This window comes from Corynebacterium sp. ACRPQ (genome assembly GCF_022347225.1).
GTDB lineage: Bacteria > Actinomycetota > Actinomycetes > Mycobacteriales > Mycobacteriaceae > Corynebacterium > Corynebacterium tuberculostearicum_D.
In genome coordinates this window covers 120936-145599 of sequence record NZ_JAKRNF010000001.1, presented here as the reverse complement: position 1 = coordinate 145599, position 24664 = coordinate 120936, and the positions used below count along the sequence as shown (strand labels likewise).

The following is a 24664-nucleotide window of genomic DNA, read 5'->3' as shown; positions in this document are numbered from 1 at the left end:
ATGACTTCCGCCGGAAACTCTCGCTCAGCCGCCCGCTACGGCTCCCGCGGCTCCTCTGAAAAGAACTCTGGTAGCTGGACTAATAAGGCGCTGGTGCTTATCTTTGTCGCCATTTTTATTGCACTTATTTTCTTCGGCTTCCGGTATTTCCAGGAAAAGGAGCGGGTGAACGCACAGGTGTCCATCGTGACCCAGGAGGTTTTGAGCGATGATTCCACCCGCGTTTGGGTCGATGTCACCCGCAATCACACCGATGAAGATGCCTACTGCATTGTCCAAGCCTATGACTATTCCAAGGCCGAAGTAGGCCGCCGTGAATTCCCTGTTCCCGCGGGCGGAAACGAAACCCAGCGCATCGCTGTCGACGTCCCAACCAACGCTCGTGCCGTAGCTGGCGGGGCCTATGGTTGTTCCGGCAATATCCCCGAATACTTGGATATGGATAACCCTGACTACGCGGAAAGCCGCTAGCCGCGTGTGCTAGGATTTGTAGCGCCTAGAACTGGATATATGCCCAGTTCCACTTTTACCTATAGCCCCAGGGATTAGCAGGGGCTTTGACCACAATTCCTATCTACGGAAGGTTGCAGAATGGCTGAGCAGCAAAAGCAGTACATCACCCCAGAGACCAAGGCGAAGCTCGAGGCCGAGCTGCAAGAGCTCATCGACCACCGCCCAGTAGTCGCGGCTGAAATCAACGAGCGCCGTGAGGAAGGCGACCTCAAAGAGAACGCCGGTTACGACGCCGCACGTGAGATGCAGGACCAGGAAGAGGCCCGCATTAAGCAGATTTCTGAGGTTCTTGCGAATGCCACCACCGAGCGCGGTGCTGTTCAGGAGGGCGTTGCCCACACCGGTTCCGTAGTTCACGTTTACTACAACGGTGACAAGGACGATAAGGAGACCTTCCTCATCGGTACCCGCGCCGCTGCTTCCGATAACAAGGACCTAGAAACCTATTCCGAGCAGTCCCCGCTGGGCGCTGCCATCATTGGCGCACAAGAGGGCGAGACCCGCGAGTACACCGCTCCGAATGGCAAGACCATTTCGGTCACCATCGAGTCCGCAGCGCCGTATGATTCTGCTAAGGCCGCTGCACCACGCGAGTCCTAAACTTTTAACCACTTACCACTCTGGAGAAAGAGCACATCCCCATGAAGAAGTTCTCCCGTTTCGCCGCCGCTGGCCTGGTCTTCACTGCTGGCCTCTCCCTCGCTGCTTGCCACCCACCGAACCAGCAGGATTCTGATTCCAAGGTAGAAAATGCCTCCACCTTCACCGGTGAGGCCCCGATGCAGAAGGACGCTGAGACCAGCTCTTCCGCACCCGAAACCGTTATTGAAGAGGAAGCACCTGTAGTCGAGTCCGGTGTTCCAGAAGAGCCAGCGCAGCCGCATTTGAACGGTACCGCCACCGAGCTGCCACAGCAGTAATAAGGGCTTGAAGGGCCGAGGGATTTCCTCGGCCCTTTTTTCATGCTATTTTTCTGGGTCCACTTCCCGCACCCAATCCCCGATGACACCGGGTACGACAGCAGGCGGCTCTCCCAAGAGGTCGCGCTTATTTGGATCCCGTTCCACCTGCGTGGTGACGGACTTTACGCGCTTTTTCTCACTGTCTTTGCCTCCGCGCATCCCCATCATTGGACCATAGGCTCGCGCCCCTCCGGTGGAGCGGCCTGCATTGCCACCGCGCGCTGCCGCGGCACTTTCACCGCCGCCTGTTCCATGACCAAGGCTGCCACCTACGCCGGGCCGCATGCCCGCACCAGCACCGGTTCCAGCACCGCTGCCAAGACCAGCACGCATGCTAGAACCGCCGCCGAGTGCATTGCCATGGCCAGCGCGCACGCCTGAACCGACACCGGCGTAGGGCGCCCCGGCTCCGCGTGCAAGGTGCAGGCCCGACTGCGCTCCTCTTCCGGCGCGCACCACATCGGCGCCGCCACCTACATTTCCTGCAGCGGATCCAATTCCGCCTCGTAGCGACTGACCGCCGAGTACGCCGCGGCCCGCGTCCGCAGGCCGTCCGGCTGCCATCATCGGCGCCATCCCAGAAGTAGCGGATTGCGCTGTAGCTACCGGTGCCATCGCACCGCTGCTATTAAGTGCGCCTGCATGTGCTCCTGCGGCAACCGGATGCGCTGTACCACCAGGAACCTGCCCCATCGCCCCGTTAGCCGAAGCGACACTCGGCACGGACGCCCCTTGGGTGGACACCTCATTCCCACCGATGGCTACTTGGTCTCCCAGACCAAGCCTTTCCAGCGCATTCCTGCCGCTAGTATGCATCTGCTGGTGAAAATCATTAATCTCTTGTGGGCTCATCCCCACTGCTTCTAGCCCGTCCACATTGCCATTGACGACGTCGAAGTTCCCCGGCCCCAAATCACCGCGCGCTATCGCTTCCGCAATCTTCTTTGGCCATACCACGGCATCGGTGGTGTAGCGCTGCCCATCACCGTCAACTCCGGCAAGGCCCGCGTCGACACCGCCGCCTCCCGACGCCGGCGATTGTTCCATCAAAGCGTGCTGGTACGGCATTGCTTCTACCGCGAAGCGCTGCAGGTCAGGTTGCAACGCGGCCAATGCGGCCTTTTCCGCAATCTCGCGCTCAACCGGTTCCGGGATGGCCATCACTTCCATCGCCATGGCCATCGCAGTCGGCTGCATGCCCATCAGCTTGGCGTGGAATCCGGTCAGTTTCTCCCCCATGACCTTGGCATTTGCAACAAAGTGGCTTCCCGACGCCGCCACTTCCCTAATCTTGGCCGCCGCTCTCGACGTGGCTTCGCTGTCGTTCTCGCCTTCCAACGACCCAGCTGCTTCCTGCAACCCGCTAACGATATCGTCGACTTCCGACGCCAACGAGGTCCACCGCGCATTCGCCTCCGACACATTCCAAATCTGCGTCGACATCAGGTCCGTAGCCAGCTTCACAATGTCCGTACCGACATTCACCACCGGCATGGAAAACCCAAATGGGCTGTACCCCGGCTCCGGCTGGTTCATAATCGGCATCGACTCAATGCCGATATCCCCACCCGCATCCGCGATCTCCATTCCCCGACTATTCGCGTCCTCCTGCGCCTGAAACCCTCGGGCCTCCCGCCCCAAAGAATCAGACAGCCACTCCAGCTGTTTTACAAAGCTCTCCAAAGATTTCAAGGCAGAACCAGGGTCCGTGGTTAAGACTCTTTCGTGAACATCGCCAACATGGTCCAACCCACTTACACTAGTAAATCCTCTATTTAGTGGACTTTGTGTGTCCGCTGCCACGCTCTGGGCCGTACTGATGATGTCAAGAATTCCGCGCGCATTCTGGCTCAAATTCTCAGTATTTACTTTCATACTTCCCCCAAAAGTAAAAGTTAAATTAATTCATTAAACAATTCGTTAGCCCGATAACAAATCTGGTCTATATTCGACGAAAAGTCACTTACGGTAATTGTGACAACTCCCCGGACTGTCGATGCAGAAGCACGACACATGGAATCGGAAAATACTTCTCCCCGCGATAGGACAACCCCAGCCTCTTGCTCTTCTTTTATTTGAACCAACAGCTCGGGTTTACTATCCACTTGCTCACGGAATGCTGTAATTGAAAATTCTGTGCCCTCAGGAAATGCTTTATAACTACACCCCTTGTGACCAGACTCTACAAAATCTGGCTCCCCAAATCGTTCTATTTTCCGCTCCTGCAATTGAGCTTCCGTAACCTCTGTACAAGGATCGAATACTCGGAACCCTGGCTGAGCCGGATCGAATTCCCCCAGTGGCGGTAGAACGCCGGAAGTGTCTCCCGACCCCGTGGCGCCGGCCTCCCCCGGTTGGCCGGCGCCGTCCGCATTCTTCCCGCCATTAGTGTGTGCCGTTTCCCCCTGATTGCCTTCCGCGTCATCCCCCGGGTCCCCGTTGGCTCCCCCTGCACCGTCGGTCGAACTAATGCCGCCAGCCTCGCCCACCTTGGTGGTCTCCTCTGACGCGCTCCTCGTGCCGATATCCGCAACGCAGCTACTCAGCATAACGGTGCTGACCATCAACGTTGCTACGGTGACCTGACGCTTCACAACAATCCTTCGCGCACTCACTTCCTGACGAGAGGAACAGGAAGAGTGAAACAGAGAACTTTTCACTTCGTATTTCCCGTTCCGGTACACAGCATGCATGAGACTCCAAGAATTTTCTACACAACCGCAAACGTTAACGGCAATTTAACAAAATTATTTGTCCCATATGTCACACCCATCACGCCTAAAAGGCGAAGTTTCCTGCTCATTAGCTGTATCAGTCCTGGGAGTGGTTTTGTAGACCAAATGAAGGTTAAACCCGCACTTTATCCCCCAGGATTACCCCAGAAATTACACGTTTGTAAGCGATTCTCGGCAACAAAAAAGCCCGCACCGAAGTGCGGGCCAATACAAAAAGTCAATTAGTCTCGCTGGAAATAGCTCAGCAGACGGAGAATCTCAGTGTAGAGCCAGACCAAGGTAACTGCGAGGCCGAGAGCTACGCCCCATGCGTTCTTAGCGGGAGCACCGGCGCGGATCATGCGGTCAGCCTGATCAAAGTCAGTCAGGAAGGACAGGGCACCAAGAACGATGCAGACGAGCGAGAAGATGATGGCAATCGGGCCACCATCACGCAGTGGGTTGAAGTCAAAGAAAATCGCGCCCAAGAAGTTAACAAGAGCCATGACAGCAACGCCAGCAATCAGGCCGAAAAGGATCTTGGTGAACTTCGGAGTCACCTTCACTGCGCCAGTCTTGTACACAATCAGCATGCCAATGAATACACCAATCGTGCCGACAATTGCTTGGCCAATGATGGCCATGCCGCCTTCGCCCTGGAAGTTAACGTTGGCGAACATCAAGGAGAAGCCACCGACAAATAGGCCTTCAAATACGGCATAAATCAGGGTGACTGCAGCAGAACCCCACTTCTTGCCAAAAGAGGCAACGAGCACGGTAATGAAGCCACCGATACCACCGACCAGAGTCAAGGCCATAGCGATACCCGGGCTTACTAGCATTCCCAGGGCGAAGTTGATGGCCGCGGCGACGATGATAACGCCGAGGGTAATACCCGTCTTGGTCACTACGTCATCCACGGTCATGGGACGAGTAGATACGTCCTCATAACCAGAGTTTTGGCGGCTACTATTTTCGGTCAGAGAACTCATTACCGGATTGCTTGAACGCACGGTTGTCCTTTCTAAGAGAGGTGCAAATTAGCTATCTCACCCCATTCAACGAGACACCACCCCATAAAGTTCCACATTCTTTCCATTTAGCTAGAAGTTTTGTGTGCAACTTCCGCATAAAGTCTGTGGAGACCTGTTGACTAGAAAAGTCTCGAGACACCGACCGGAACGATGTCTCGAGACTTCACATGGTGCCCCCAGTGGGACTCGAACCCACACTGAATCGATTTTAAGTCGACTGCCTCTGCCGATTGGGCTATGGGGGCAAGGGCAAGGAATATTTTAGGCCACCCCACCCTACGGGAGTTAACGAGGGGTACCCTCAGCAGCCAGACCAGCGATAATGCCGTCGAGAATGTCCTTTTCACTGATGAAAAAGCTGCGCGCATCGCAATTGCGCTCGATAAGCTGCATGATGCCTTCGACGGCTACCGCCCCACCGCCAATGACGTCGGCACGGCCGGGGTGAATGACGGGGTTGAGGGCGCGGACGTCGGAAGGCAGGCTAATTAGCTGCTGCAAAAGCACGCGCAGGGCATCGAAGCGGAGCTCAGACCCGTGAATGGCATCGGCGTCGTAGCGCTCAAGGCCCTGAGCCAATGCGGAAAGAGTGGTGAAGGTGCCTGCGCAACCGACGATGGTACGGGCCTTAGAAATAGGTACTATCTTCTCCACTTCCGCCGTGCGCTCGCCGACGTACTCGGAAGCAATCTCAATCTCCGACTCGGTAGGCGGATCGGTACGCATAATGCGCTCGGTTAGCCTGACGCACCCCATGCGGGCAGAGTGGGTGCCCAAGATATCGCCATCGGCCGTGCCGACGACGAACTCGGTCGATCCGCCGCCCAGGTCGATGACACAGAATGGCCCGCGGTCTGGCTCCACATCGGCCACGGCGCCATTAAAGGACAACAGAGCCTCTTCCTCGCCCGAGACGACCTCGGCCTGTGCGCCAGGCTGAATTTGGCCGAGCAACTCAGCGGTCATGTCGAAGAATTCCTGTTGATTCTTGGCATCGCGAGTAGCGGAGGTAGCGACCATCCGCACGCGGGTGACCTTCTCAAACTTCATCTGGCGTACGTAGCCTTCCAAGGCCACGCGGGCGCGGTCTAGGGCCGCAGGGGCAATTTCGCCAGTGGCATCGACTCCCTCTCCCAGGCGGATGATTTCCATGGTGCGGGTAATATCGCGGACCTTGCCGTCATCCTGAATCTCAGAGATGAGCAAGCGAATCGAATTCGTACCGCAATCAATCGCAGCAACGCGAGTCATAGCAGCCCTCCTATTCCGCGTTAGAGAAATCGAACTGGGCCAGGTCAATCCCCAGATCCTCGACGCTGGGCCAGTCCTGCGGGATGGCAGCGCCTCGTAGCTTGCCGTGGTCAGCGGCCATGGCCACCGCTTCAGTTCCCAACCGGAAATGCTGTGGGCCCTCAGCAAGCGAGTACGCGATGAGCACATGCAGACACTTCACCCGATCGGGCATCCCGCCACCGGAGAAATCGGTGCCAAGGTCTTCGATGTCATTGCGCTTGGCCAGGAAGTATTCGTGGGCGCGCTGATAGTCGGCAGCCAAATCCTCGTCCTCACCCAAGCGGGCTTCCATCCACTTCATAACGTGGGCAACCTCCAAGCGTGAGGCTTCGGCAGTAAGCCGTGGGTCGGTGAGGTAGTAGAGGGTGGGGAATGGGGTGCCGTCGGCAAGCTTGGGCGCCGTCTTAATTACCGCGGGCTGCCCATCCGGCGTGCGATAAGAAACCTCCAGGACCCCGCGCGGGGTGCGGCCCAATTGCTCAGTTACTACAGCGATATCTGCATCAGTGACGGTCATGCGGACAATTATCGCACATCTGGATTCTCTTCCGGCGCCGGCTCAATCGGAAGATGATTTACCTGCTCGGACGGAGCTTCTTCCTCAGGCGGCTCGGCTACGGAATCCCACAAAACTTCGTACCATTCGCGGGAATCTTCTTCCTTCTGACCATCTGTGGTGAGCTGGTCATCCGGCTTAATCTGCGGGTCAATGATGCGGTAGGCGGTCTCGCCCTCATCGACGACCCCGAATCGGCGCCGCGCCTCCTGCTTGATGTACTCATCGGATTTATATCTATCAATCTTCTCCAGCAAAGCAGCTTTCTCATCCTGCTTGGCAGCGATTGACTCATTGAGGCGGGCAATTTCGGACCGGCCGTGGTAGTAATTGCGCAGCGGAATGGTAATAGCAAACAAAACAACAAGCACTATAGCTACGATTACGCCTACTCCGGCAATACTCATCCGGTCCGGCTTCTGTTTCTGCTTCAGCTGTGCACGCTGAGCTTTACGGATATCCGCAGCACGCGAGGCTACCGGAACCCTAGTACGGCTCCGGTTTCGCTGCGTCTTCTTTTCGCGTGCCATAGGCCTTTAATCCTAGCGCTGTCACTCCTGTAACAGGGACGTGGCACGCGCAATTTAGATACACTAAAGGAAATTCTCCCGCACAGGGAGGAAGTTTCATGTCCCTCAAACGCCTCCTACCCGTTCTCACCGCAACCTTATTCCTCGCCAGCTGCAGCCCCTCCGCCCAAATCTCTCCTAAAATTCGCACATTTTTTCGCTTCAAACCTTGCGCAAGCCAGCAAGGCGGCTTATACTGAGGGTAGAAATTCGATTGTGTGTGCGATTTATTCCAGAGGGGGGAACTTTCCGTGACAGTCAGCGACGCACCACCAAAGAAAGCTTATTTTTCTACCAATAACCTCGACGACACGGTTTGCGTTTTGGGTATGCTCCAACGCATTCAATCCTGGCAGCTATACCAATCTGTACTTCCACGGTTAGAAGACGATGTCGAATGCACTACCGCTGCTTTGGCTAAGCGGGTGGGCTTGAGCTACTGGCGCGTTTTATCCGCACTGCGCTCTCACCTGCGCATGCGTGAGTTGCCGTTAACCACGGCAGTACAGACCGAACATTGGATTCTTGACCTCCCGCGGCTGCACGTCATTGATGCCGAGCTTGCCCCGCTTGGCGACGACGCCGAGGGCATCCAACTAGTCGATGCCGCCCTTGCAGATTTCCTCACCCCGAAGGAACCTGCTCAGCATGTCCCCACGGAATCTGAAATCCGTAGATTCTTGCGCGATTACATCGATGGCATTCTCAAGCCAGTTATTGAGAAGGAAATTGAGCGGTCTGTTTCCATTTCTTATTCCAAAGGCCAAGCCACCATCACCCTGAAAACGGATAAAGCAACCGCCGGTGCTATTTCACGGCACATCGATAAAGCAGCGCGAAAGAAGAGCATCACAAAGCCAGAGGCTTTGGAGGCGCTGATCTTTAATCGCACCCAGACAAAAGTAGTAATCAATACCTACGCAGCGGGTGACGATGCTTCTCGCGTATACATACCTTCGGCGGGATGGTGCGTTCTTACAGAACATTTAAGCAATTACTCGATGACTCGCGAGCTGTGCCCAGAAGAAACATCCTCCTACGTTCCCACCGAACAAATCAGGACATGGGTTCACGGTCGCGATGCCACGTGCCGTTGGCCGGGGTGCTCCATGCCGGCGCATTACTGCCAGCTTGATCATCGAGTGGAGTATGCCGACGGCGGACCGACGAGCGTCGATAATCTTGTCACTCTCTGTCAACACCACCACAACGTAAAGACCGATGGTAGGGCACGCTACATCATGGATCCCATCACTGGGGACGTTGCCTGGCTCTTTTCGGACGGCACCTTCGAAATTGGCCGTGCCCAAGGGCCTTTAGCACCGCGGACCATGAATTGGAAGCAAACCTGGCAACAATACCTAGACATGCGAAAGCGCCCCCGCGGCAATGCGAGGGCGCTACGAAAGGAGGCGATTAAGCCTTAAAGCGCGGGAAAGCGGAGCGGCCGGCGTAAACTGCGCCGTCGCCAAGCTCCTGCTCGATACGCAGCAGCTGGTTGTACTTAGCTACACGCTCGGAACGAGCCGGTGCACCGGTCTTGATCTGGCCGCAGTTCAGAGCGACAGCCAGGTCCGCAATGGTGGTGTCCTCGGTCTCACCAGAGCGGTGGGACATCATGGTGCGGTAGCCATTGCGGTGAGCCAACTCGACTGCGTCGAAGGTCTCGGTCAGGGTACCAATCTGGTTGACCTTAACCAGCAGGGCGTTAGCAGCCTTCTTCTCAATACCCTCCTGCAGGCGGGCAGGGTTGGTGACGAAGAAGTCATCGCCGACGATCTGTACCTTCTCGCCAATTGCGGCGGTCAGGGCGGTGTAGCCATCCCAGTCATCTTCCTGCAGCGGATCCTCGATGGAGACGATCGGGTACTGGTCGATGAGGTCCTCGTAGACCTTGGACATTTCTTCAGCGGTGTGCTCGCCACCCTCGAAGTGGTACTTGCCGTCCTTGAAGAACTCGGAGGAAGCAACGTCGAGTGCCAGGGCTACGTCCTTGCCGGGCTCGAAGCCGGCCTTCTTGATGGCGTCCACGATGACGTCGAGAGCAGCCTTGGTGGAGTCAACGGACGGAGCGAAGCCACCCTCGTCGCCCAGGCCAGTGGACAGACCCTTGTCCTTCAGCACTGCTTTCAGTGCGTGGTAGACCTCGGCGCCCATGCGCAGAGCCTCGGCGAAGGACTCCGCACCAATCGGAGCGATCATGAATTCCTGAACGTCAACGCCGGAGTCAGCGTGTGCGCCGCCGTTGAGGATGTTCATCATTGGCACTGGCAGCACGTGAGCGTTTGGGCCGCCGATGTAGCGGTACAGCGGCAGTGCAGCGGACTCTGCAGCGGCCTTGGCTGCGGCGATGGAAACGCCCAGGATGGCGTTTGCGCCGAGCTCGGACTTGTTATCGGTACCGTCCAGCTTAATCAGTGCCTGGTCAATGAGGCGCTGGTCGTCGGCTTCGAAGCCGGCGATCTCATCGGCAATCTTCTCGTTGATGTTCTCAACAGCCTTCAGAACACCCTTACCCTGGTAGCGCTCGCCACCGTCGCGCAGCTCGTGAGCCTCGTGCACACCGGTAGAAGCACCGGAAGGAACGCCGGCAACACCGCGGGCGCCGTCATCAAGGAAGACCTCGGCCTCAATGGTTGGGTTGCCACGGGAATCAAGAATTTCGCGGGCGAAAGTGTGGATGATATCAGCCATGCTGTTTTTCACTCCTCATAAAAAAGTTCGCTCTGGACCAGCCGGCCCAGCTACGTTGTCAATTGTTGCAGAAAACTTTACTGTGTGACGCTACTTGGCACTTTGCGGAACCGAGTAAGCATTGGCGGCGTGTGCAACTTTATGCAAATACTCGCTGGACTGATTGTAATTTAGGACTGCTTCCTCCCACTGTTCTGGGTTAGAGAGATCTCTATCACCAAAACATAAAAGTCCGGCGGCGCCAACTGCGGCGTCGTCGATTTGGTTGGGGTCCGCCTTCCCATCGCCGTTGGCATCAGCGCCCACCGACTCCCACGTGGTCGGGATAAATTGCATCGGGCCGACGGCGCGGTCATATTCGGAATCCCCATCGATGTCGCCATTATCGGTATCTGGGGTGTGCGCCGTATTGTTCAGGCCATCGAGGGCGATGCCGTTGATGGGTGGTTGGGGGTAGCCGGCGTCGTCAAGCTTGGAGGGCTTAAACCAATTGCCGTTGTAGGTGCCATGGCGGGTCTCCACGTAGCCCAGCCCGGCAAGGGTATTCCAGCGCAGATGACAATTCGGCCATTTTTGCTGAGCGATGAGTTCGGCGTTGCCATAAGCGCGCAGGGCGGCCGGCGGGATGCCCGTCTGCTCAGCTAGGTCAGAGGCCCAGTAGGTAAGCTTATCCGCGGTGCGGCCGGGGGCGTTGACGTCAATATGCGCGACCTCTTTGCCTTCAACGGGCGGAATGTTCTCCGGTACGGGCTCCTGTGAAGTGCCGTACCCCGTCAACAGCCATGCCACCAACGCGATGATCACGGCTACGGCCACCCCGCAGCCCCCGAATATCTGCAGGAGCCTCTTCATGAGAAGCCATCCTACATTCCCTTGCCTTCGCGCCACAGCCTCTCTTGCGTGTCAACGTCGACAATCTCCGTGGTGCCATCAAAGAGATATGGGGCGCGGGCGCGCATTTTGGTGAGGAAGCTCTGGGCGACGTCGTCAAGCGAAAAGGTAGAGATTTCCGCATGGAAAAGTACTTGGAGGAAGATATCGCCCAATTCCTTGAGCATCTCGCTTTCCGGTTCGCGATTGCGCACGGCCGCGGCGAATTCGGCGGATTCCTCCTCAAGATAAGGCAAGAGTGAGGTATGGGTTTGCTCGCGCTCCCACTCCCCAATGCGCCGCGCCGTGGCCATGGTCTGGCGCGCCTGCATGATGGGATCCGCAAGGGATTCGGCGCGAATGACGGACTCGCCGCTAGCGAGGCGGGCGCGAGTTTCCGGATCGTGTTCGTCGGTGCTTACCAAGGTGCCGGTGGCGTCCTCGCCTACCAGCAGATCGGAGAAATTCCACCGTACGGACACGGGTACTTCACCCGTGAAGTGGACAGGGCCACGCAGCTTCCCGTGCGCCTGCATGGGGATCATGGTGGGCCAGCGTTCATCGAGCAACAGCACAGTCATGTGCACAAAGTCTAGCCCGAGTTCCCATTATGGGGCTATTCAAGGTATTTTAGGCCAATGACCTCCAGCCAGAATAAATCCCACTCCGTGACGTTGTGGACCCTCGTCGCGCTGATTATCGGTTCCACCGTGGGCGCGGGCATTTTCTCGCTGCCACAAAACATTGCCTCCGTTGCCGGCCCGGGCGCGATGCTCATTGGATGGCTGGTAGCGGGCATCGGCATGCTCTCTGTGGCTTTTGTGTTCCAGATTTTGGCCCGCCGCAAGCCGCACCTTGATTCTGGCGTCTATTCCTATGTGCGCGCCGGCCTGGGCGATTTTATTGGCTTTACCTCCGGCTGGGGCTACTGGCTGGGCTCCGTTATGGCGCAGGTGGGGTATGCCACCCTCTTTTTCAATACGCTGGGCCATTACCTGCCGCTTTTCGACGCCGACCATTACTGGTCCTCCGCCATCGCCGTCTCCCTCCTATCCTGGGGTATTTTCGCGGTGCTTGCTCGCGGCATCAAGCAGGCCGCCTTCATAAACCTCATCACCACAACTGCCAAGATCGTGCCCATCCTGGCCTTCGTGGTGCTCATTGCGTTCCTCGGGTTCAGCTGGGATAAATTCACCTTGGATTTCTGGGGACGCGCGTCTGAGGCCAGCGTCTTTGAGCAGGTCCAGGGAATCATGCTCTTTACCGTGTGGGTCTTCATTGGTGTGGAGGGCGCATCCGTTTATTCCAAGCAGGCTTCTAAGCGCACCGACGTCGGCCGCGCGACCGTCATCGGCTTCTTCTCCGTGCTGGCGCTGCTGGTTTCCGTGTCTACCTTGAGCTTTGGCGTGATGAGCAAAGAAGAATTAGCCGCGCTGCCAGATAATTCCATGGCATCTGTGCTCACCGAGGTCATCGGCCCCTGGGGCGGCGCACTGGTATCTATTGGACTGTGCTTGTCGGTTCTGGGCGCCTATGTCTCCTGGCAGATGTTGTGCGCCGAGCCCATCGTAATGATGGCCATCGACGGCCTCATTCCCCGCCGCATTGGCACCATTAACGTGGCGGGTGCGCCGTGGGTAGCGCAGCTGATTTCCACGATGGCCATCCAGTTGTTCATCATCGTCTTCTACCTCAACGAGGCGTCTTATAACGCCATGGTGCAGCTGGCAACCATCATGTACTTGCTGCCCTATATCTTCTCTTCCCTGTACCTGCTGCTCTTGGCGCTGCGGGGCAAGGGGCTGTCTCACCCGCAGGCGGGTATCAAGTTCGATCTTTCTGGACCAGAGGTAGGCCGCAAGGATAACCGCAAGCACTTGGTCATTTCTTTGCTCGCGTTTATCTACTCCCTGTGGCTAATTTATGCGGCCGACCTCGTCTACGTCCTACTCGGCGCATTGGCCGTGGTACCGGGACTTATTCCGTATGTCGGCACCCGGTTGTGGAAGAAGGAACGCATCTTCAACACCTTCGAGTGGTGCGTGGTGGCCATTGTCTTTGCCGGTGCCGCCACCGCCATCTGGGGCTTGAGCACCGGCTGGCTCACCCTCTAGCTACTCCCCTACGCTGACCACGTTCGAGGTCGGCTGGGCGCCGCTGACGTTGATGGCGTCGACGTCGAAAAGCGCGCTTAGGAAGTCCGCCGCCCACTGAATGAGCTCGGTATCGCGCAGCTTCGGGGAGGTGACATTGCGCCCCGCCTTGGGGAATGGCACGTTGATTGCCTTCGCGGCCGCGCGGAAGCTGGAGCCCGGATATAGGCGCTTGAGGCGTACCTGCTTGGAATCCGGCAGCTCCACTGGATGGAACTTGACGCGGGTGCCTTGCACGGTGATATCGGAGATGCCGGCGCGGCGCGCCTGGTGGCGCAGGCGCGCTACCGAAAGCAGGCGCAGCACCTCCTGCGGCAGCGGGCCGAATCGGTCTTCCATCTCCTCGATGACGGCCTTGAGATCATCGTCATTCTGCGAGGCCGCAAGCTTGCGGTAGACCTCCAGGCGCAGGCGCTCGGAGTCGATATAGCCTTCCGGAATATGCGCGTCCACGGGGAGATCGATGCGGATTTCCTTCGGGCCCTCATCGGTAACGGTGGGGGCCTCGCCGCGGGCGAGCGATTTGAAGGTCTCGACCGCCTCGCCAACGAGGCGCACGTAGAGATCGAAGCCCACACCGGCAATGTGGCCGGACTGTTGGGCGCCAAGGACGTTGCCGGCACCGCGCATCTCCAAGTCCTTCATGGCTACGGCCATGCCAGCACCAAGGTCATTGTTTTGCGCGATAGTTGCCAGGCGGTCATAGGAAGTTTCCGTGAGCGTAGCTCCCTTGGGGTACAGGAAGTAGGCATAGCCGCGCTCGCGGGAGCGGCCCACGCGCCCGCGCAGCTGGTGCAGCTGGGACAGGCCCATATGGTGGGCGTTTTCCACAATGAGGGTATTCGCATTGGCGATATCCAGGCCGGTTTCCACGATGGTGGTACACACCAAGACGTCGTACTCGCGGTCCCAGAAACCCTGGACGGTCTGCTCGAGCACCTCCTCGTTCATCTGGCCATGCGCGACGACGACGCGGGCCTCCGGTACCAGGTCGCGCAGCTCGCGGGCCTTCTTTTCGATATCAGAGACTTTGTTGTGGATGAAAAAGGTCTGACCATCGCGCAGCAGCTCGCGGCGGATGGCCGCGGCTACCTGCTTGTCCTCGTAAGCGCCGACGTAGGTCAGCACCGGGTGGCGGTCTTCCGGCGGGGTCAAGATGGTGGACATCTCGCGGATGCCAGCCATGGACATCTCCAAGGTGCGCGGAATAGGTGTTGCGGACATGGTAAGCACATCCACGCTGGCCTTGAGCGCCTTAATGTGTTCCTTGTGCTCCACGCCGAAGCGCTGCTCCTCGTCCACGACGATGAGGCCGAGGTTCTTCCAGTGCACACCGGTCTGGAGGAGGCGGTGGGTGCCGACGACGATATCGACGCTGCCATCGGCCAGGCCCTTGAAGATGTCCTTCGCTTCCTTCTTTGAGGTAAAGCGCGAAAGCACCTCAATCTTGACGGGGAAGCCGGTCATGCGCTCGCTGAAGGTATCAAAGTGCTGTTGCGCCAGCAGCGTGGTGGGCACGAGGACGGCCACCTGCATACCGTCTTGCACGGCCTTGAAGGCGGCACGGATGGCCACCTCGGTCTTGCCGTAGCCCACATCGCCGACGACCACGCGGTCCATCGGCACCGTGGACTCCATATCGTGTTTGACGGCGTCAATAGCCAGCATCTGGTCTTCGGTTTCGACGAAGGGGAAATTATCCTCCATCTCCGCCTGCCACGGATTATCCGGGGAGAATTGGTGCCCCGGCGCGGCCTGGCGCTTAGCGTAGAGCTCGACGAGCTCGCCGGCGATTTCGCGTACGGCGGCGCGCGCCTTCTTCTTGGTGTTCTTCCAGTCGGAACCGCCCATCTTGGACAGGTGGGGCGATTCGCCACCGGTGTACTTGCTGAGCAGATCCAGCGAGTCCATGGGAACCCAGAGCTGATCGGCGGGTTGACCACGCTTGGAGGGCGCGTACTCGAGCACGATGTATTCGCGGCGGCTGGTTTCATCGCCGGACTGGATGGTGCGCTCGGCCATCTTGAGGAACTTGCCGATGCCGTGAGTCTCGTGCACCACAAAATCGCCCTGCTTGAGGGCGAGCGGGTCAACCTTATTGCGGCGTTTGGCGGGCCGGCGCTTCGCTTCGGCGATATCGCCAACGCGGTTACCGGTCAGATCCGTCTCGGTCACAACGACCAGCGGGAGGGCTTCGGCATCCTTAGGCTTTTTCACCTTAGGAAATACCAGGCCGGCGTGGCTTAGTGCTTGGTAGAGGGTGACTTCACCGGCGGTGGGTTCCCAGCCAGGGGTGGCTACCTTGGTGCGGATGCCCTTTTCTGCAAAGCGGTCCACCATGCGCTTGATGGCACCTTGCGCCGGCGCGATGAAAGCTGCCCGGCCGCCGGCGTTGGTGTGCGCGAGGAGTTGGGCCATCATGGCGTCGATTTCTTCGATATTGCCGCGCGGGGTGGGCCCTGGTTCGAATTCGAGCGGGAGGGTCTCCTCTTCCGGGGCGGCGAGCATTCCCGGTGGGGAGAAAGTCCACAAAGGCAAGCCGGACTCGCTGATGGAGACCTCGAGCGACTCATAGGAGCGATAGCTGGATGCCTCGGTATCGAGTCCTTCGGTAGCCAGCGGGCCATCGGCACCCATGGCCGCGGCCTCCCAACCGGCGGCGAGGAACTCCGCATCGGTCTTTTCTAGATCTGCCACGCGGCGGCGAATCTTTTCCGGGCCGACCATCACCACGTGGGTGGAGGGGCGCAGGAATTCGGGGAGGGTGATCATGGGGGCGTCGGAAAGCGCGGGCAGGAGCGCCTCCATACCTTCGGCCGGGATGTGCTCGCTTACCTTGGTCAGCAGCTCCACCAAGGCGGGATTGCCGGGGTGATTGACGGCGAGATCGGCCGCACGCTTGGCAATGGCGTCCGTAATAGGCAGCTCGCGGGCCGGGAAAATGTCTACGCGGCCCACCTCGATTTCAGGGATGGTGCGCTGGTCAGCTACGGAAAATTGGCGGATATCGGTAATCTCATCGCCCCAAAACTCCACGCGGACCGGATAATCCAGCGTGGTGGGGAAAATATCGATGATGCCGCCGCGCGTAGCGTACTCGCCGCGCTTAGCCACCATGTCTACGTGCTTATAGGCGCGGAACTCGAGCTCGCGGACTACCTCATCGAAGTCATATTCTTGATCTTCTTCGAGGTGGACGGGAGCGCGGCCCTCCACCTCCTGGAGGATGGGCTGGGACAGGCCGCGGGCGGCGGTGACGATGACCTGCAGGCTATCGAGATTGTGCAGAACTTCAGCGCGGCGGCCGATGATGTCTACGCCGGGGCTCAGGCGCTCGTGCGGCAGGGTCTCCCAGGAGGGGAACATGGCCACCTTCTGCCCCAGCATCGCCGTAAGCTCCGCCGTGAGGTCCTCGGCCTCGCGGCTCGTAGCGGTTACCACGAGCACTGGGGCATGATGAGCCAAGGTGCCCAAGGCCCACGGCCGGGACTGATCCAAGCCTGTGATGTGGAGGTCTTCGCCCACATGAGAAATCATGCCCTTGAGCTTGGGATCCGAGGCCGCTACCTTGAGCAGGCCGGCCAGCATTGGGGTCGCCATCTATTTGCCTCCTAGCTTGGGCTTTACTTCCATACCGGACAAACCATTCCAGCATAGATTGACAATATGCGTGGCGACGACTTCCTTGTCCGGGTTGCGCTCATCCAGCCACCATTGCGCAGTGGTCGATACCATTCCCACCAGCGCTTGACCGTAAATATCCGCCAAATCCGGGTCGATGCCACGGTGCTCAAATGCTTCGCTCAAAATATAGGAAACCTGGCCCACCGCGGAATTCAACAACGTGGAGAAGCTGCGCTCGTCACCGGGCTTGGCATCGCGCACCAGGATGAGAAAGCCATCAGTTTCTTCCTCAACATAGGTCAAAATGGCCATGACGGCCTGCTCGATGCGCTCGCGCCAGCTGCCGGTCTTCAAGGAATCAGTAATGACCTTTTCCAGGGCCAGCATCTCGCGGTCAACAACCACCGCATAAAGGCCTTCCTTGCCCCCGAAGTGCTCATAGACAACGGGTTTGGATACCCCGGCGCGTGCCGCGATCTCTTCGACGCTGGTTCCTTCAAAGCCTAGTTCCGCGAATGCAGCGCGTCCGATGGAAATGAGTTGTTCGCGGCGTTCCCGGCCGGTCATCCTTTGTCGAGCCATGCCCTCCACCCTATCCTTTGCCCCGCAATTTGTGATTTACCCGGGGGTGTCAGGTACGCTATGCCTACGGCTTTTGCTGTGTTTCCCCATGGTGTAATCGGCAACACTACGGTTTTTGGTACCGTCATTCTAGGTTCGAGTCCTGGTGGGGAAGCTTTTTTAGTTTTTCTTCCTGCCGCGGCGAAAGCCTTTGAGCTCGGCTTTCTTCGCAATCGCCGCCACTTGGGCAGCGGTGTAGTTAACGGGGGCGACACCGGCGCGGGGCAGGACCCAGCCGCGCCAATAGGACACGATGGCCATGCCACTGCCGACGATCGGCGCGACCACCATGCCGAGTGCAAACTGTCCATAATCGGCAAAGGTAACCATGACGATGCCGGTGAGGATAGAGGGCACGGCATACAGGGGGCTGCCGCCAAAGATGGACGGGATTTCCCCCGAAGCTATATCGCGGACCATTCCTCCGCCCACCGCGGTAAGCACGCCCAGAAAGACACAGGGAATAAGTGGCATGCCGTGGGTGAGCGCTTTAACGCAGCCGGTGGTGGACCACACGCCGAGAATGATGGCATCGCCGTGTTCGCGGAAAAGCTCCCACTCCTTGCCCTTGAGATCGATAAGAAACGCAATAAGCGCACCACAGCAAGCAAGGCCGAGGTACCACGGGTCTGAGATCGCTGCCGCTGCTCCATCCCCGATGAGCATGTCGCGGATCATGCCACCGGCCAGCCCAGAAAAGAGGGCGAGGAACACGAAGCCCACGATGTCGAATTCACGGCGGCGGGCAAGGGTGCCGCCAATGATGCCGTTCAAAACCACGCCGAGAAGATCGAAGGCTTGGTACAGCGAATTGATGAGGGGATCGACATCGTGCATGATTCTTAGGCCTCCTGCCGCGCGGGTAGAATTTCGGCGTGACTGCGGCCGTGTTTTACTCTCCGGCGTGTCAGCATGGCTCTTATTTAACCAACTCGTTTCTCTGAAAGATCGCATTTCTCATGTCTAAATCCAATGCCCGGTATTTCATCTGGTCCAATGGCCTGCAAAATTTGGGCGATCAGATTGTTGCCGCCAAGACGGTGCTGCCCGCGCTCTTTAGTGCGGCCGGAGTGCCTGCCTTCTTTACCGGTCTGCTCACCCCTATCCGCGAGTCCGGTTCGATGCTGCCGCAGGCGGCGCTGACCCCGTGGGTGACTACCTATAGGGCCCGCAAGCGCCTATGGATCATCGGCTCTTTGGGCCAAGCGGTATCCGCCGCGGTCATCGCGCTCGCGGCATTTTTTACCCGCGGGGCTGTATTGGGCGTGGTGGTGCTGGTGGCCTTGGCGTCACTTTCCCTCTTCCGCGCGCTGTGCTCGATTGCGGGCAAGGACGTGCAGGCGCGCACGATTTCTAAGGGCGCACGCGGCCGGGTGACCGGTAGCGCGGCAGCCCTCGGTGGCGGTGCTACTTTGCTGACCGGCATTATCCTCTACTTTTTGGGCGAGCTCAGCATTCCCATGATGGGCACGGTCCTCGCCATTGGTGCGTCCACCTGGGCCATTGCCGCGTGGGTCTTTTCGCACGTGGATGAGCCGGTGCCAGAGGAAGCCGAAGGGGGCATCGATAAGCGCTGGTGGCAAGATACCTGGCAGCTTTTTACCAGCGACGGCCAATTTCGTAACTTCGTCATCGTCCGCGCGCTCCTGCTCGTTTCGGCGCTATCGACCTCTTTTATTGTGCTGCTCAGCAGCAACCTTTCTGGGCTCTACGGATTCGTGCTAGCTTCCGGCCTAGCCTCTCTGGTGGGCGGGCGCATCTCCGGTGTGTATTCGGATAAGTCCTCTAAGAACACCATGGCCGTGGGCGCGGCCGTGGCCTCCGTCGTGCTGGTGCTTTTGGTCGCCAGCTCGCACTGGGCACCGGATGCGGTCAATGCCTGGGTCATGCCGATTGGCTTCTTCGCCGTGAACCTGGCGCACACGGCCATTCGCGTGGCGCGTAAGACTTACGTGGTGGATATGGCCGGCGGCGATAAGCGCACCCAGTACGTAGGTGCGGCCAATACGATGATGGGCATTATCTTGCTTATCGTCGGTGGCATCTCCTCCGTGGTGGCACTGGCCGGACCTGAGGCGGCGCTGCTCTTCCTTGCCCTCATTGGTTTTTTCGGTGTGTGGCGCGCCCGCGGCCTGAAAGAGGTTTCTCACACATAAATCGCACTCGGGCTATAGGATGTAGTCCGGATAAGAATCAGACTCGACCCCAGGAGTTCAATAACCCGTGGTAGCAACAACCTCGTGTGCTGTCGTCGTCCTTGCGGCTGGCGCCGGCACCCGCATGAAGTCCACCAAGCAGAAGACCTTGCATGAGATTGGCGGGCGCACTTTGCTCGGCCACGCTCTGCATGCTGCGGCCGGGATCAACCCGGAGCGCATCGTGACGGTGGTAGGACACCAGCGCGATCAGGTCTCCCCCTCCGTGGATGCCATCGCCCAGGAGCTGGACTGCGAGGTACTGCAGGCGGTGCAGGAGGAGCAGCTGGGTACCGGTCATGCCGTAGCCTGCGGCTTGGAGCCGCTTCCGGACTTCGAGGGCACCGTCATTGTCACCAACGGCGATGTCCCTCTGCTGACCCCAGAGACCATCGAGGGCCTGCGCGCCACCCACACCGAGCAGGGCAATGCGGTCACTGTGCTCTCGATGCGCCTGGCTGACCCGACCGGTTACGGCCGCATCATTCGCGCTGAGGACGGCAGCGTGTCTGCCATCGTGGAGCAAAAGGATGCCACCGAAGAGCAGCGCCAGGTCGATGAGGTCAATTCCGGCGTCTTTGCCTTTGATGGGCGCGTGCTTGCCGACGCCCTCCAGAAACTGGACTCCAATAACGCCCAGGGCGAGCTGTATATCACCGATGTGCTCGAGATTGCCCGCACCGCAGGACACGGCGTCGGCGCGCACGTAGCAGCGGATCCGGCCGAACTCGCGGGCGTCAATGACCGCGTGCAGCTCGCCGCTGCCGGCCGTGAGCTCAACCGCCGCATGGTAGAAAAGGCGATGCGCGGCGGCGCCACCATCGTGGATCCAGAGACCACCTGGATTGGCGTCAACGTCACCGTGGGCTCCGATGTCATTATTCACCCAGGCACGCAGCTGTGGGGCGCTACCAGCATTGCCGATAACGCCGAGATTGGCCCCGACACCACCTTGACCAATATGCAGGTGGGCGAGGGCGCTTCCGTCGTGCGCACCCATGGCAGCGATTCCGTCATTGGTACCAACGCCAAGGTCGGCCCGTTTACCTATATCCGCCCGAAGACCGTGGTGGGCGAGGACGGAAAGCTCGGCGGCTTCGTAGAGGCAAAGAACGCCCAGATTGGCCGCGGCTCCAAGGTTCCGCACCTGACCTATATCGGCGATGCCACCGTGGGCGAGCAATCCAATATCGGTGCCTCCTCGGTCTTCGTCAACTACGACGGCGTAAACAAGCACCACACCACCATCGGCAGCCACGTGCGCACCGGTTCGGACACAATGTTTATCGCTCCGGTCAATGTCGGTGATGGCGCATACTCCGGTGCGGGTACAGTAATTAAAGACGATGTTCCTGCGGGAGCACTCGCAGTCTCCGGTGGCAAACAGCGCAACATCGAGGGCTGGGTTCAAAAGAAGCGTCCGGGTACTCCCGCGGCTGAGGCCGCAGCCCGTGCGCAGGACAACGAAAAGTAAGGGGCATATTCTCCCATGACTGGCAAGGTAACTGGTAGCAGCAAGAACATGAAGCTCTTCTCTGGGCGTGCACACCCAGAGTTGGCAGAGGCTGTGGCTAAGGAGCTCAAGACCGATCTGGTTCCTACCACCGCCCGCGACTTCGCCAACGGCGAAATCTTCATCCGCTTTGAAGAGTCCGTGCGTGGTGCCGACTGCTTCGTAATGCAGTCTCATACCCAGCCGCTCAATAAGTGGCTGGTAGAGCAGCTCATCATGATCGATGCTTTGAAGCGCGGCTCCGCTAAGCGCATCACCGCCATCCTGCCCTTCTACCCATATGCACGCCAGGATAAGAAGCACCTGGGCCGCGAACCGATTTCCGCCCGCCTGGTAGCAGACCTTCTGCAGGCTGCTGGTGCGGACCGCATCGTGTCCGTGGACCTGCACACCGATCAGATCCAGGGCTTCTTCGACGGCCCGGTCGATCACATGCACGCTCAGCCCATCCTGACCGATTACATCAAGTCCAAGTACGCCACCGATAACATCACCGTGGTTTCCCCGGACGCCGGCCGCGTGAAGGTTGCGGAAAAGTGGGCCCACGACTTGGGCGATGCCCCACTGGCCTTCGTACACAAGACCCGCTCCAATACCGAGGCCAATAAGACGGTGTCCAACCGCGTGGTAGGCGATGTTGACGGCAAGGACTGCGTGCTTCTCGACGACATGATTGACACCGGTGGCACCATCGCCGGCGCCGTGCGCGTTCTGAAGGACGCCGGTGCGAAGAAGGTCATCATTGCCTGCACCCACGGCGTCTTCTCTGATCCAGCCCGCGAGCGCCTCTCCGAGTGCGGCGCGGAGGAAGTTATCACCACCGATACCCTGCCGCAGTCCACCGAGGGCTGGTCCAACCTCACGGTGCTGTCCATCGCTCCGCTGTTGGCACAGACCATCCACGAAATTTTTGAGAATGGTTCCGTAACCACCCTCTTCGATCGCGCCTAAGCGCAGGGCCGCCGAGACTTACCTCGGCGGCTTTTGATTTGCTTCTGGTGCGCGTGCTAATCTAACTCAGTCTCGGCGAGGGCGACCTCAGGATGAGGAAGCCGTTATCGACGCGATTGAAGTTAGAGCATGTTGCTTTTTATATACGCCTGCGATGACTCGTCCAAGACGTCCATCGGCAGGCTTTCGTCGTTTTTATCGCGTTGGCCGCGCCGCACTACTTTAACTAAGGAGAATGAAGCATGGCACAGCGCCCAGTAATCAAGGCTGAAGCACGTACCGAATTCGGCAAGGGTGTCGCACGCCGCCTGCGCCGCGAGTGGAAGGTTCCAGGCGTCATCTACGGTTCCCACCAGGAGCCGGTCCACTTCGCAGTTCCGCTGCTGGACATCCAGTCCCTCGTCCGCAACAACGGCGTCAACGCCGTTCTGGAGCTGGAGATCGACGGCGAGCAGTACCTGACCATGGTTAAGCACGTTGACCAGAACGTTCTGACCTTCGACATCGACCACGTTGACCTGCTGGCTATTAAGCGCGGCGAGAAGGTTGAGGTTGAGGTTCCGGTTACCCTGACCGGCGAGGCGGCCCCAGGCACCATGCACATCCAGGATGCTGACGTACTGCTGGTTGAGGCAGACGTACTGAACATTCCGGAAGAGATCGAGGTTTCCATCGAAGGCCTCGAGGACGGCGCAGTTATCACCGCTGGCGACGTCACCATGCCGGAAGACACCACCCTGGTGGCAGAGGAAGACACCGTTATCGTCTCCATCTCCCTGCCTGAGGTTGATGAGGAGCTCGAGGAAGCAGCCGAGGCTGCTGAGGAAGGCGGCGCTGACGCTGGTGCCGAGTCCGTCGACGAGGGCGAAGAGTCCTCCGACTCCGAGGAGTAATCCCCTCCCCTTTACACGCAAAGGCCGCCGTGAGAATCACTTCTCGCGGCGGCCTTGCCGTTTTTCTCTCTGTCTATGAGACAATTGAGCGCGTGACTCCACTTCTCGTAGTAGGCCTTGGCAACCCCGGCCTCAAGTACGCAGGCACCCGGCACAATATCGGCTTCGATGTGGCAGATGAACTCGCAGGAGAGCTCATGAGCAGCTTTTCGGTACACAAAAAGACCAACACCGAAGTCGCTGAGGGCATAGCTGGCGGCCGCAAAATTATCTGCGCAAAGCCACGGTCCTATATGAACCTCTCCGGCGGGCCGGTCAAAGCTTTGGCCCAATACTTTCATCTCTCCGCCGCCGACATCATCGTTGTTCACGATGAGCTAGAACTCGATTTCGGCACTATAAAGCTCCGCACAGGCGGCGGCGACCATGGCCACAATGGGTTGCGTTCAACCACAAAGTCCCTGGGCACCAAAGACTATCAGCGCCTTTCGGTAGGAATCGGGCGCCCACCGGGGCGCATGGATCCGGCGTCGTTTGTGCTCAAGCCTTGGGCAAAGCAGGAAAAGGCAGAAATCCCCATCCTTTGCGCCGACGCGGTCGAGGAAATCTTGCGCGTAGGATAGTCGCCATGAAATTGGCTACCCTACGCACTGGCTTTGGAACTTCCGCTATCCGCATCGACGGCGATAACGTGGGTGTTGAATTGGATTATGAAGATGTCGGCCAGCTGCTGCGCAGCGAAGATTGGCGCAAGGCCGCCCAGCTTTCCGGCGAGCCCGTGGTCTTCGACCACGCTGATTTGGAAGCCGTCGTACCAACTCCCGGGAAGGTCATCTGCGTGGGGCTCAATTACGCCAAGCACATCCGCGAAATGGGACGCGATTTCCCCGAACATCCCACCTTGTTCATCAAGTTCGCCGACGCCCTCACCGGCCCTTATGATGATGTCTTCATTCCCGAATATGGCACACAGAAGCTGGATTATGAGGGAGAATTGGCGGTCATCATCGGCGAGCGCGCCCACCGTGTCAGCCGCGACGAGGCCCTAGATTATGTGGCCGGCTACGCCATCATGAATGACTACACACTGCGTGACTTCCAGCGCCAAACTAGCCAGTTCCATGCCGGTAAATCCTTCTATCGCACCGCCGGCTTCGGCCCTTGGCTTACCACCGCGGATGAGTGGTCACCGGGGTCCGGAGCTGTCCTCACCACTACCGTAGACGGTGAGGAAAGGCAGCGCGATAATACCGATGACCTCATCTTTTCCGTAGCTGAGCTCATTGAGTTCTGCTCACAGCTCTATCCACTCAATCCGGGCGACGTCATCATTACCGGCACACCGGAGGGCGTGGGTTTTGCCCGCACCCCGCAGCAATTTATCGAGGACGGCCAAAACGTCACCATCGCCATCGAAGGCTTGGGGCATATTTCCAATACCACCCGCTATGGCGAGCCCGGCTGCGGCCCCAGCTGTACCTGCTCCTAGGCTGTGCCCAGGTTCTCACT

23 protein-coding genes and 1 tRNA gene are annotated in these 24664 nt (G+C 58.7%); 11 read left to right on the top strand and 13 right to left on the bottom strand.

The genetic code is table 11. The annotated features are described in order from the left end of the window. The 3 genes from MHY24_RS00700 (at position 1) to MHY24_RS00690 (ending at position 1433) form a co-directional block, all read left to right on the top strand. Positions 1 to 471, top strand: a complete 471-nt coding sequence (locus MHY24_RS00700) for a DUF4307 domain-containing protein (protein WP_239228010.1) — start codon at positions 1 to 3, stop codon at positions 469 to 471. A gap of 120 nt (positions 472 to 591) precedes the next feature. Continuing rightward, the gene (greA, locus tag MHY24_RS00695) at positions 592 to 1113 is read left to right on the top strand and encodes a transcription elongation factor GreA (RefSeq protein ID WP_239228009.1); all 522 of its coding nucleotides are present in this window, start codon (positions 592 to 594) and stop codon (positions 1111 to 1113) included. A 41-nt stretch (positions 1114 to 1154) separates the two neighbouring features. Beyond that, positions 1155 to 1433 carry a thiamine biosynthesis protein X gene (locus MHY24_RS00690; protein WP_239192640.1) on the top strand — a complete coding sequence of 93 codons (279 nt, stop codon included), beginning with the start codon at positions 1155 to 1157 and terminating at the stop codon, positions 1431 to 1433. A gap of 45 nt (positions 1434 to 1478) precedes the next feature. On the opposite strand, the gene MHY24_RS00685 is transcribed toward MHY24_RS00690, so the two are convergent. The 7 genes from MHY24_RS00685 to MHY24_RS00655 all read right to left on the bottom strand — a co-directional run bounded on the left by MHY24_RS00685 (position 1479) and on the right by MHY24_RS00655 (position 7602). Beyond that, positions 1479 to 3062 (bottom strand): hypothetical protein, encoded by a 1584-nt coding sequence (locus MHY24_RS00685; RefSeq protein ID WP_239228008.1) that lies wholly within the window; start codon positions 3060 to 3062, stop codon positions 1479 to 1481. Positions 3063 to 3370: 308 nt separating this feature from the next. Beyond that, positions 3371 to 4069, bottom strand: coding sequence for a hypothetical protein (locus tag MHY24_RS00680; protein ID WP_239228007.1), 699 nt, complete (start codon positions 4067 to 4069; stop codon positions 3371 to 3373). A 362-nt stretch (positions 4070 to 4431) separates the two neighbouring features. Beyond that, a complete protein-coding gene (locus MHY24_RS00675) occupies positions 4432 to 5181 on the bottom strand; it encodes a Bax inhibitor-1/YccA family protein (protein ID WP_239228006.1) in 750 nt (249 codons plus the stop codon). Positions 5182 to 5391: 210 nt separating this feature from the next. Further along, a tRNA-Leu gene (locus MHY24_RS00670) sits at positions 5392 to 5468 on the bottom strand. 40 nt (positions 5469 to 5508) lie between these two features. Then, on the bottom strand, positions 5509 to 6474 hold the full coding sequence (locus tag MHY24_RS00665) for a Ppx/GppA phosphatase family protein (RefSeq protein ID WP_049379137.1): 966 nt from the start codon (positions 6472 to 6474) through the stop codon (positions 5509 to 5511). A 10-nt stretch (positions 6475 to 6484) separates the two neighbouring features. After that, on the bottom strand, positions 6485 to 7033 hold the full coding sequence (locus MHY24_RS00660) for a DUF501 domain-containing protein (RefSeq protein ID WP_239192654.1): 549 nt from the start codon (positions 7031 to 7033) through the stop codon (positions 6485 to 6487). Between the two features lie 8 nt (positions 7034 to 7041). Continuing rightward, on the bottom strand, positions 7042 to 7602 hold the full coding sequence (locus MHY24_RS00655) for a septum formation initiator family protein (protein WP_239228005.1): 561 nt from the start codon (positions 7600 to 7602) through the stop codon (positions 7042 to 7044). A gap of 290 nt (positions 7603 to 7892) precedes the next feature. Here MHY24_RS00655 and MHY24_RS00650 point away from each other — a divergent pair, with 290 nt between their 5' ends. Continuing rightward, the gene (locus MHY24_RS00650) at positions 7893 to 9068 is read left to right on the top strand and encodes an HNH endonuclease signature motif containing protein (RefSeq protein ID WP_239228004.1); all 1176 of its coding nucleotides are present in this window, start codon (positions 7893 to 7895) and stop codon (positions 9066 to 9068) included. Here the strand turns inward: MHY24_RS00650 and eno are convergent. From eno to MHY24_RS00635, 3 genes are all read right to left on the bottom strand, one after another. Continuing rightward, positions 9058 to 10335: a phosphopyruvate hydratase gene (eno, locus tag MHY24_RS00645; protein WP_239192666.1), complete on the bottom strand. Its 1278-nt coding sequence runs from the start codon at positions 10333 to 10335 to the stop codon at positions 9058 to 9060. The genes MHY24_RS00650 and eno overlap by 11 nt on opposite strands. Before the next feature lie 90 nt (positions 10336 to 10425). Further along, positions 10426 to 11187 carry a lytic transglycosylase domain-containing protein gene (locus tag MHY24_RS00640; protein ID WP_239228003.1) on the bottom strand — a complete coding sequence of 254 codons (762 nt, stop codon included), beginning with the start codon at positions 11185 to 11187 and terminating at the stop codon, positions 10426 to 10428. 11 nt (positions 11188 to 11198) lie between these two features. Beyond that, a complete protein-coding gene (locus tag MHY24_RS00635; protein ID WP_198492789.1) occupies positions 11199 to 11786 on the bottom strand; it encodes a MazG nucleotide pyrophosphohydrolase domain-containing protein in 588 nt (195 codons plus the stop codon). 57 nt (positions 11787 to 11843) lie between these two features. On the opposite strand from MHY24_RS00635, the gene MHY24_RS00630 reads away from it, so the two are divergent. Then, positions 11844 to 13319 carry an amino acid permease gene (locus MHY24_RS00630; RefSeq protein WP_239228002.1) on the top strand — a complete coding sequence of 492 codons (1476 nt, stop codon included), beginning with the start codon at positions 11844 to 11846 and terminating at the stop codon, positions 13317 to 13319. Here the strand turns inward: MHY24_RS00630 and mfd are convergent, their stop codons facing one another. The 3 genes from mfd to MHY24_RS00615 form a co-directional block, all read right to left on the bottom strand. Next, positions 13320 to 16958 carry a transcription-repair coupling factor gene (gene mfd / locus MHY24_RS00625; protein WP_239228001.1) on the bottom strand — a complete coding sequence of 1213 codons (3639 nt, stop codon included), beginning with the start codon at positions 16956 to 16958 and terminating at the stop codon, positions 13320 to 13322. Continuing rightward, positions 16959 to 17564: a TetR/AcrR family transcriptional regulator gene (locus tag MHY24_RS00620; RefSeq protein WP_005329018.1), complete on the bottom strand. Its 606-nt coding sequence runs from the start codon at positions 17562 to 17564 to the stop codon at positions 16959 to 16961. It abuts the gene before it with no gap. Between the two features lie 159 nt (positions 17565 to 17723). Further along, positions 17724 to 18440, bottom strand: a complete 717-nt coding sequence (locus tag MHY24_RS00615; RefSeq protein WP_239192683.1) for a trimeric intracellular cation channel family protein — start codon at positions 18438 to 18440, stop codon at positions 17724 to 17726. Positions 18441 to 18562: 122 nt separating this feature from the next. On the opposite strand from MHY24_RS00615, the gene MHY24_RS00610 reads away from it, so the two are divergent. The 6 genes from MHY24_RS00610 to MHY24_RS00585 all read left to right on the top strand — a co-directional run bounded on the left by MHY24_RS00610 (position 18563) and on the right by MHY24_RS00585 (position 24644). Beyond that, entirely contained in the window at positions 18563 to 19759 is a 1197-nt protein-coding gene (locus MHY24_RS00610; RefSeq protein WP_239228000.1) for an MFS transporter, read from the top strand. A 67-nt stretch (positions 19760 to 19826) separates the two neighbouring features. Next, entirely contained in the window at positions 19827 to 21272 is a 1446-nt protein-coding gene (gene glmU, locus MHY24_RS00605; protein ID WP_239227999.1) for a bifunctional UDP-N-acetylglucosamine diphosphorylase/glucosamine-1-phosphate N-acetyltransferase GlmU, read from the top strand. A 15-nt stretch (positions 21273 to 21287) separates the two neighbouring features. Next, entirely contained in the window at positions 21288 to 22262 is a 975-nt protein-coding gene (locus MHY24_RS00600; RefSeq protein ID WP_204609681.1) for a ribose-phosphate diphosphokinase, read from the top strand. 242 nt (positions 22263 to 22504) lie between these two features. Continuing rightward, positions 22505 to 23155, top strand: coding sequence for a 50S ribosomal protein L25/general stress protein Ctc (locus MHY24_RS00595; protein ID WP_239192689.1), 651 nt, complete (start codon positions 22505 to 22507; stop codon positions 23153 to 23155). Between the two features lie 92 nt (positions 23156 to 23247). Beyond that, the gene (gene pth / locus MHY24_RS00590) at positions 23248 to 23778 is read left to right on the top strand and encodes an aminoacyl-tRNA hydrolase (protein WP_239227998.1); all 531 of its coding nucleotides are present in this window, start codon (positions 23248 to 23250) and stop codon (positions 23776 to 23778) included. 5 nt (positions 23779 to 23783) lie between these two features. Then, positions 23784 to 24644 (top strand): fumarylacetoacetate hydrolase family protein, encoded by an 861-nt coding sequence (locus tag MHY24_RS00585; RefSeq protein ID WP_239192692.1) that lies wholly within the window; start codon positions 23784 to 23786, stop codon positions 24642 to 24644. Positions 24645 to 24664 lie beyond the last annotated feature (20 nt).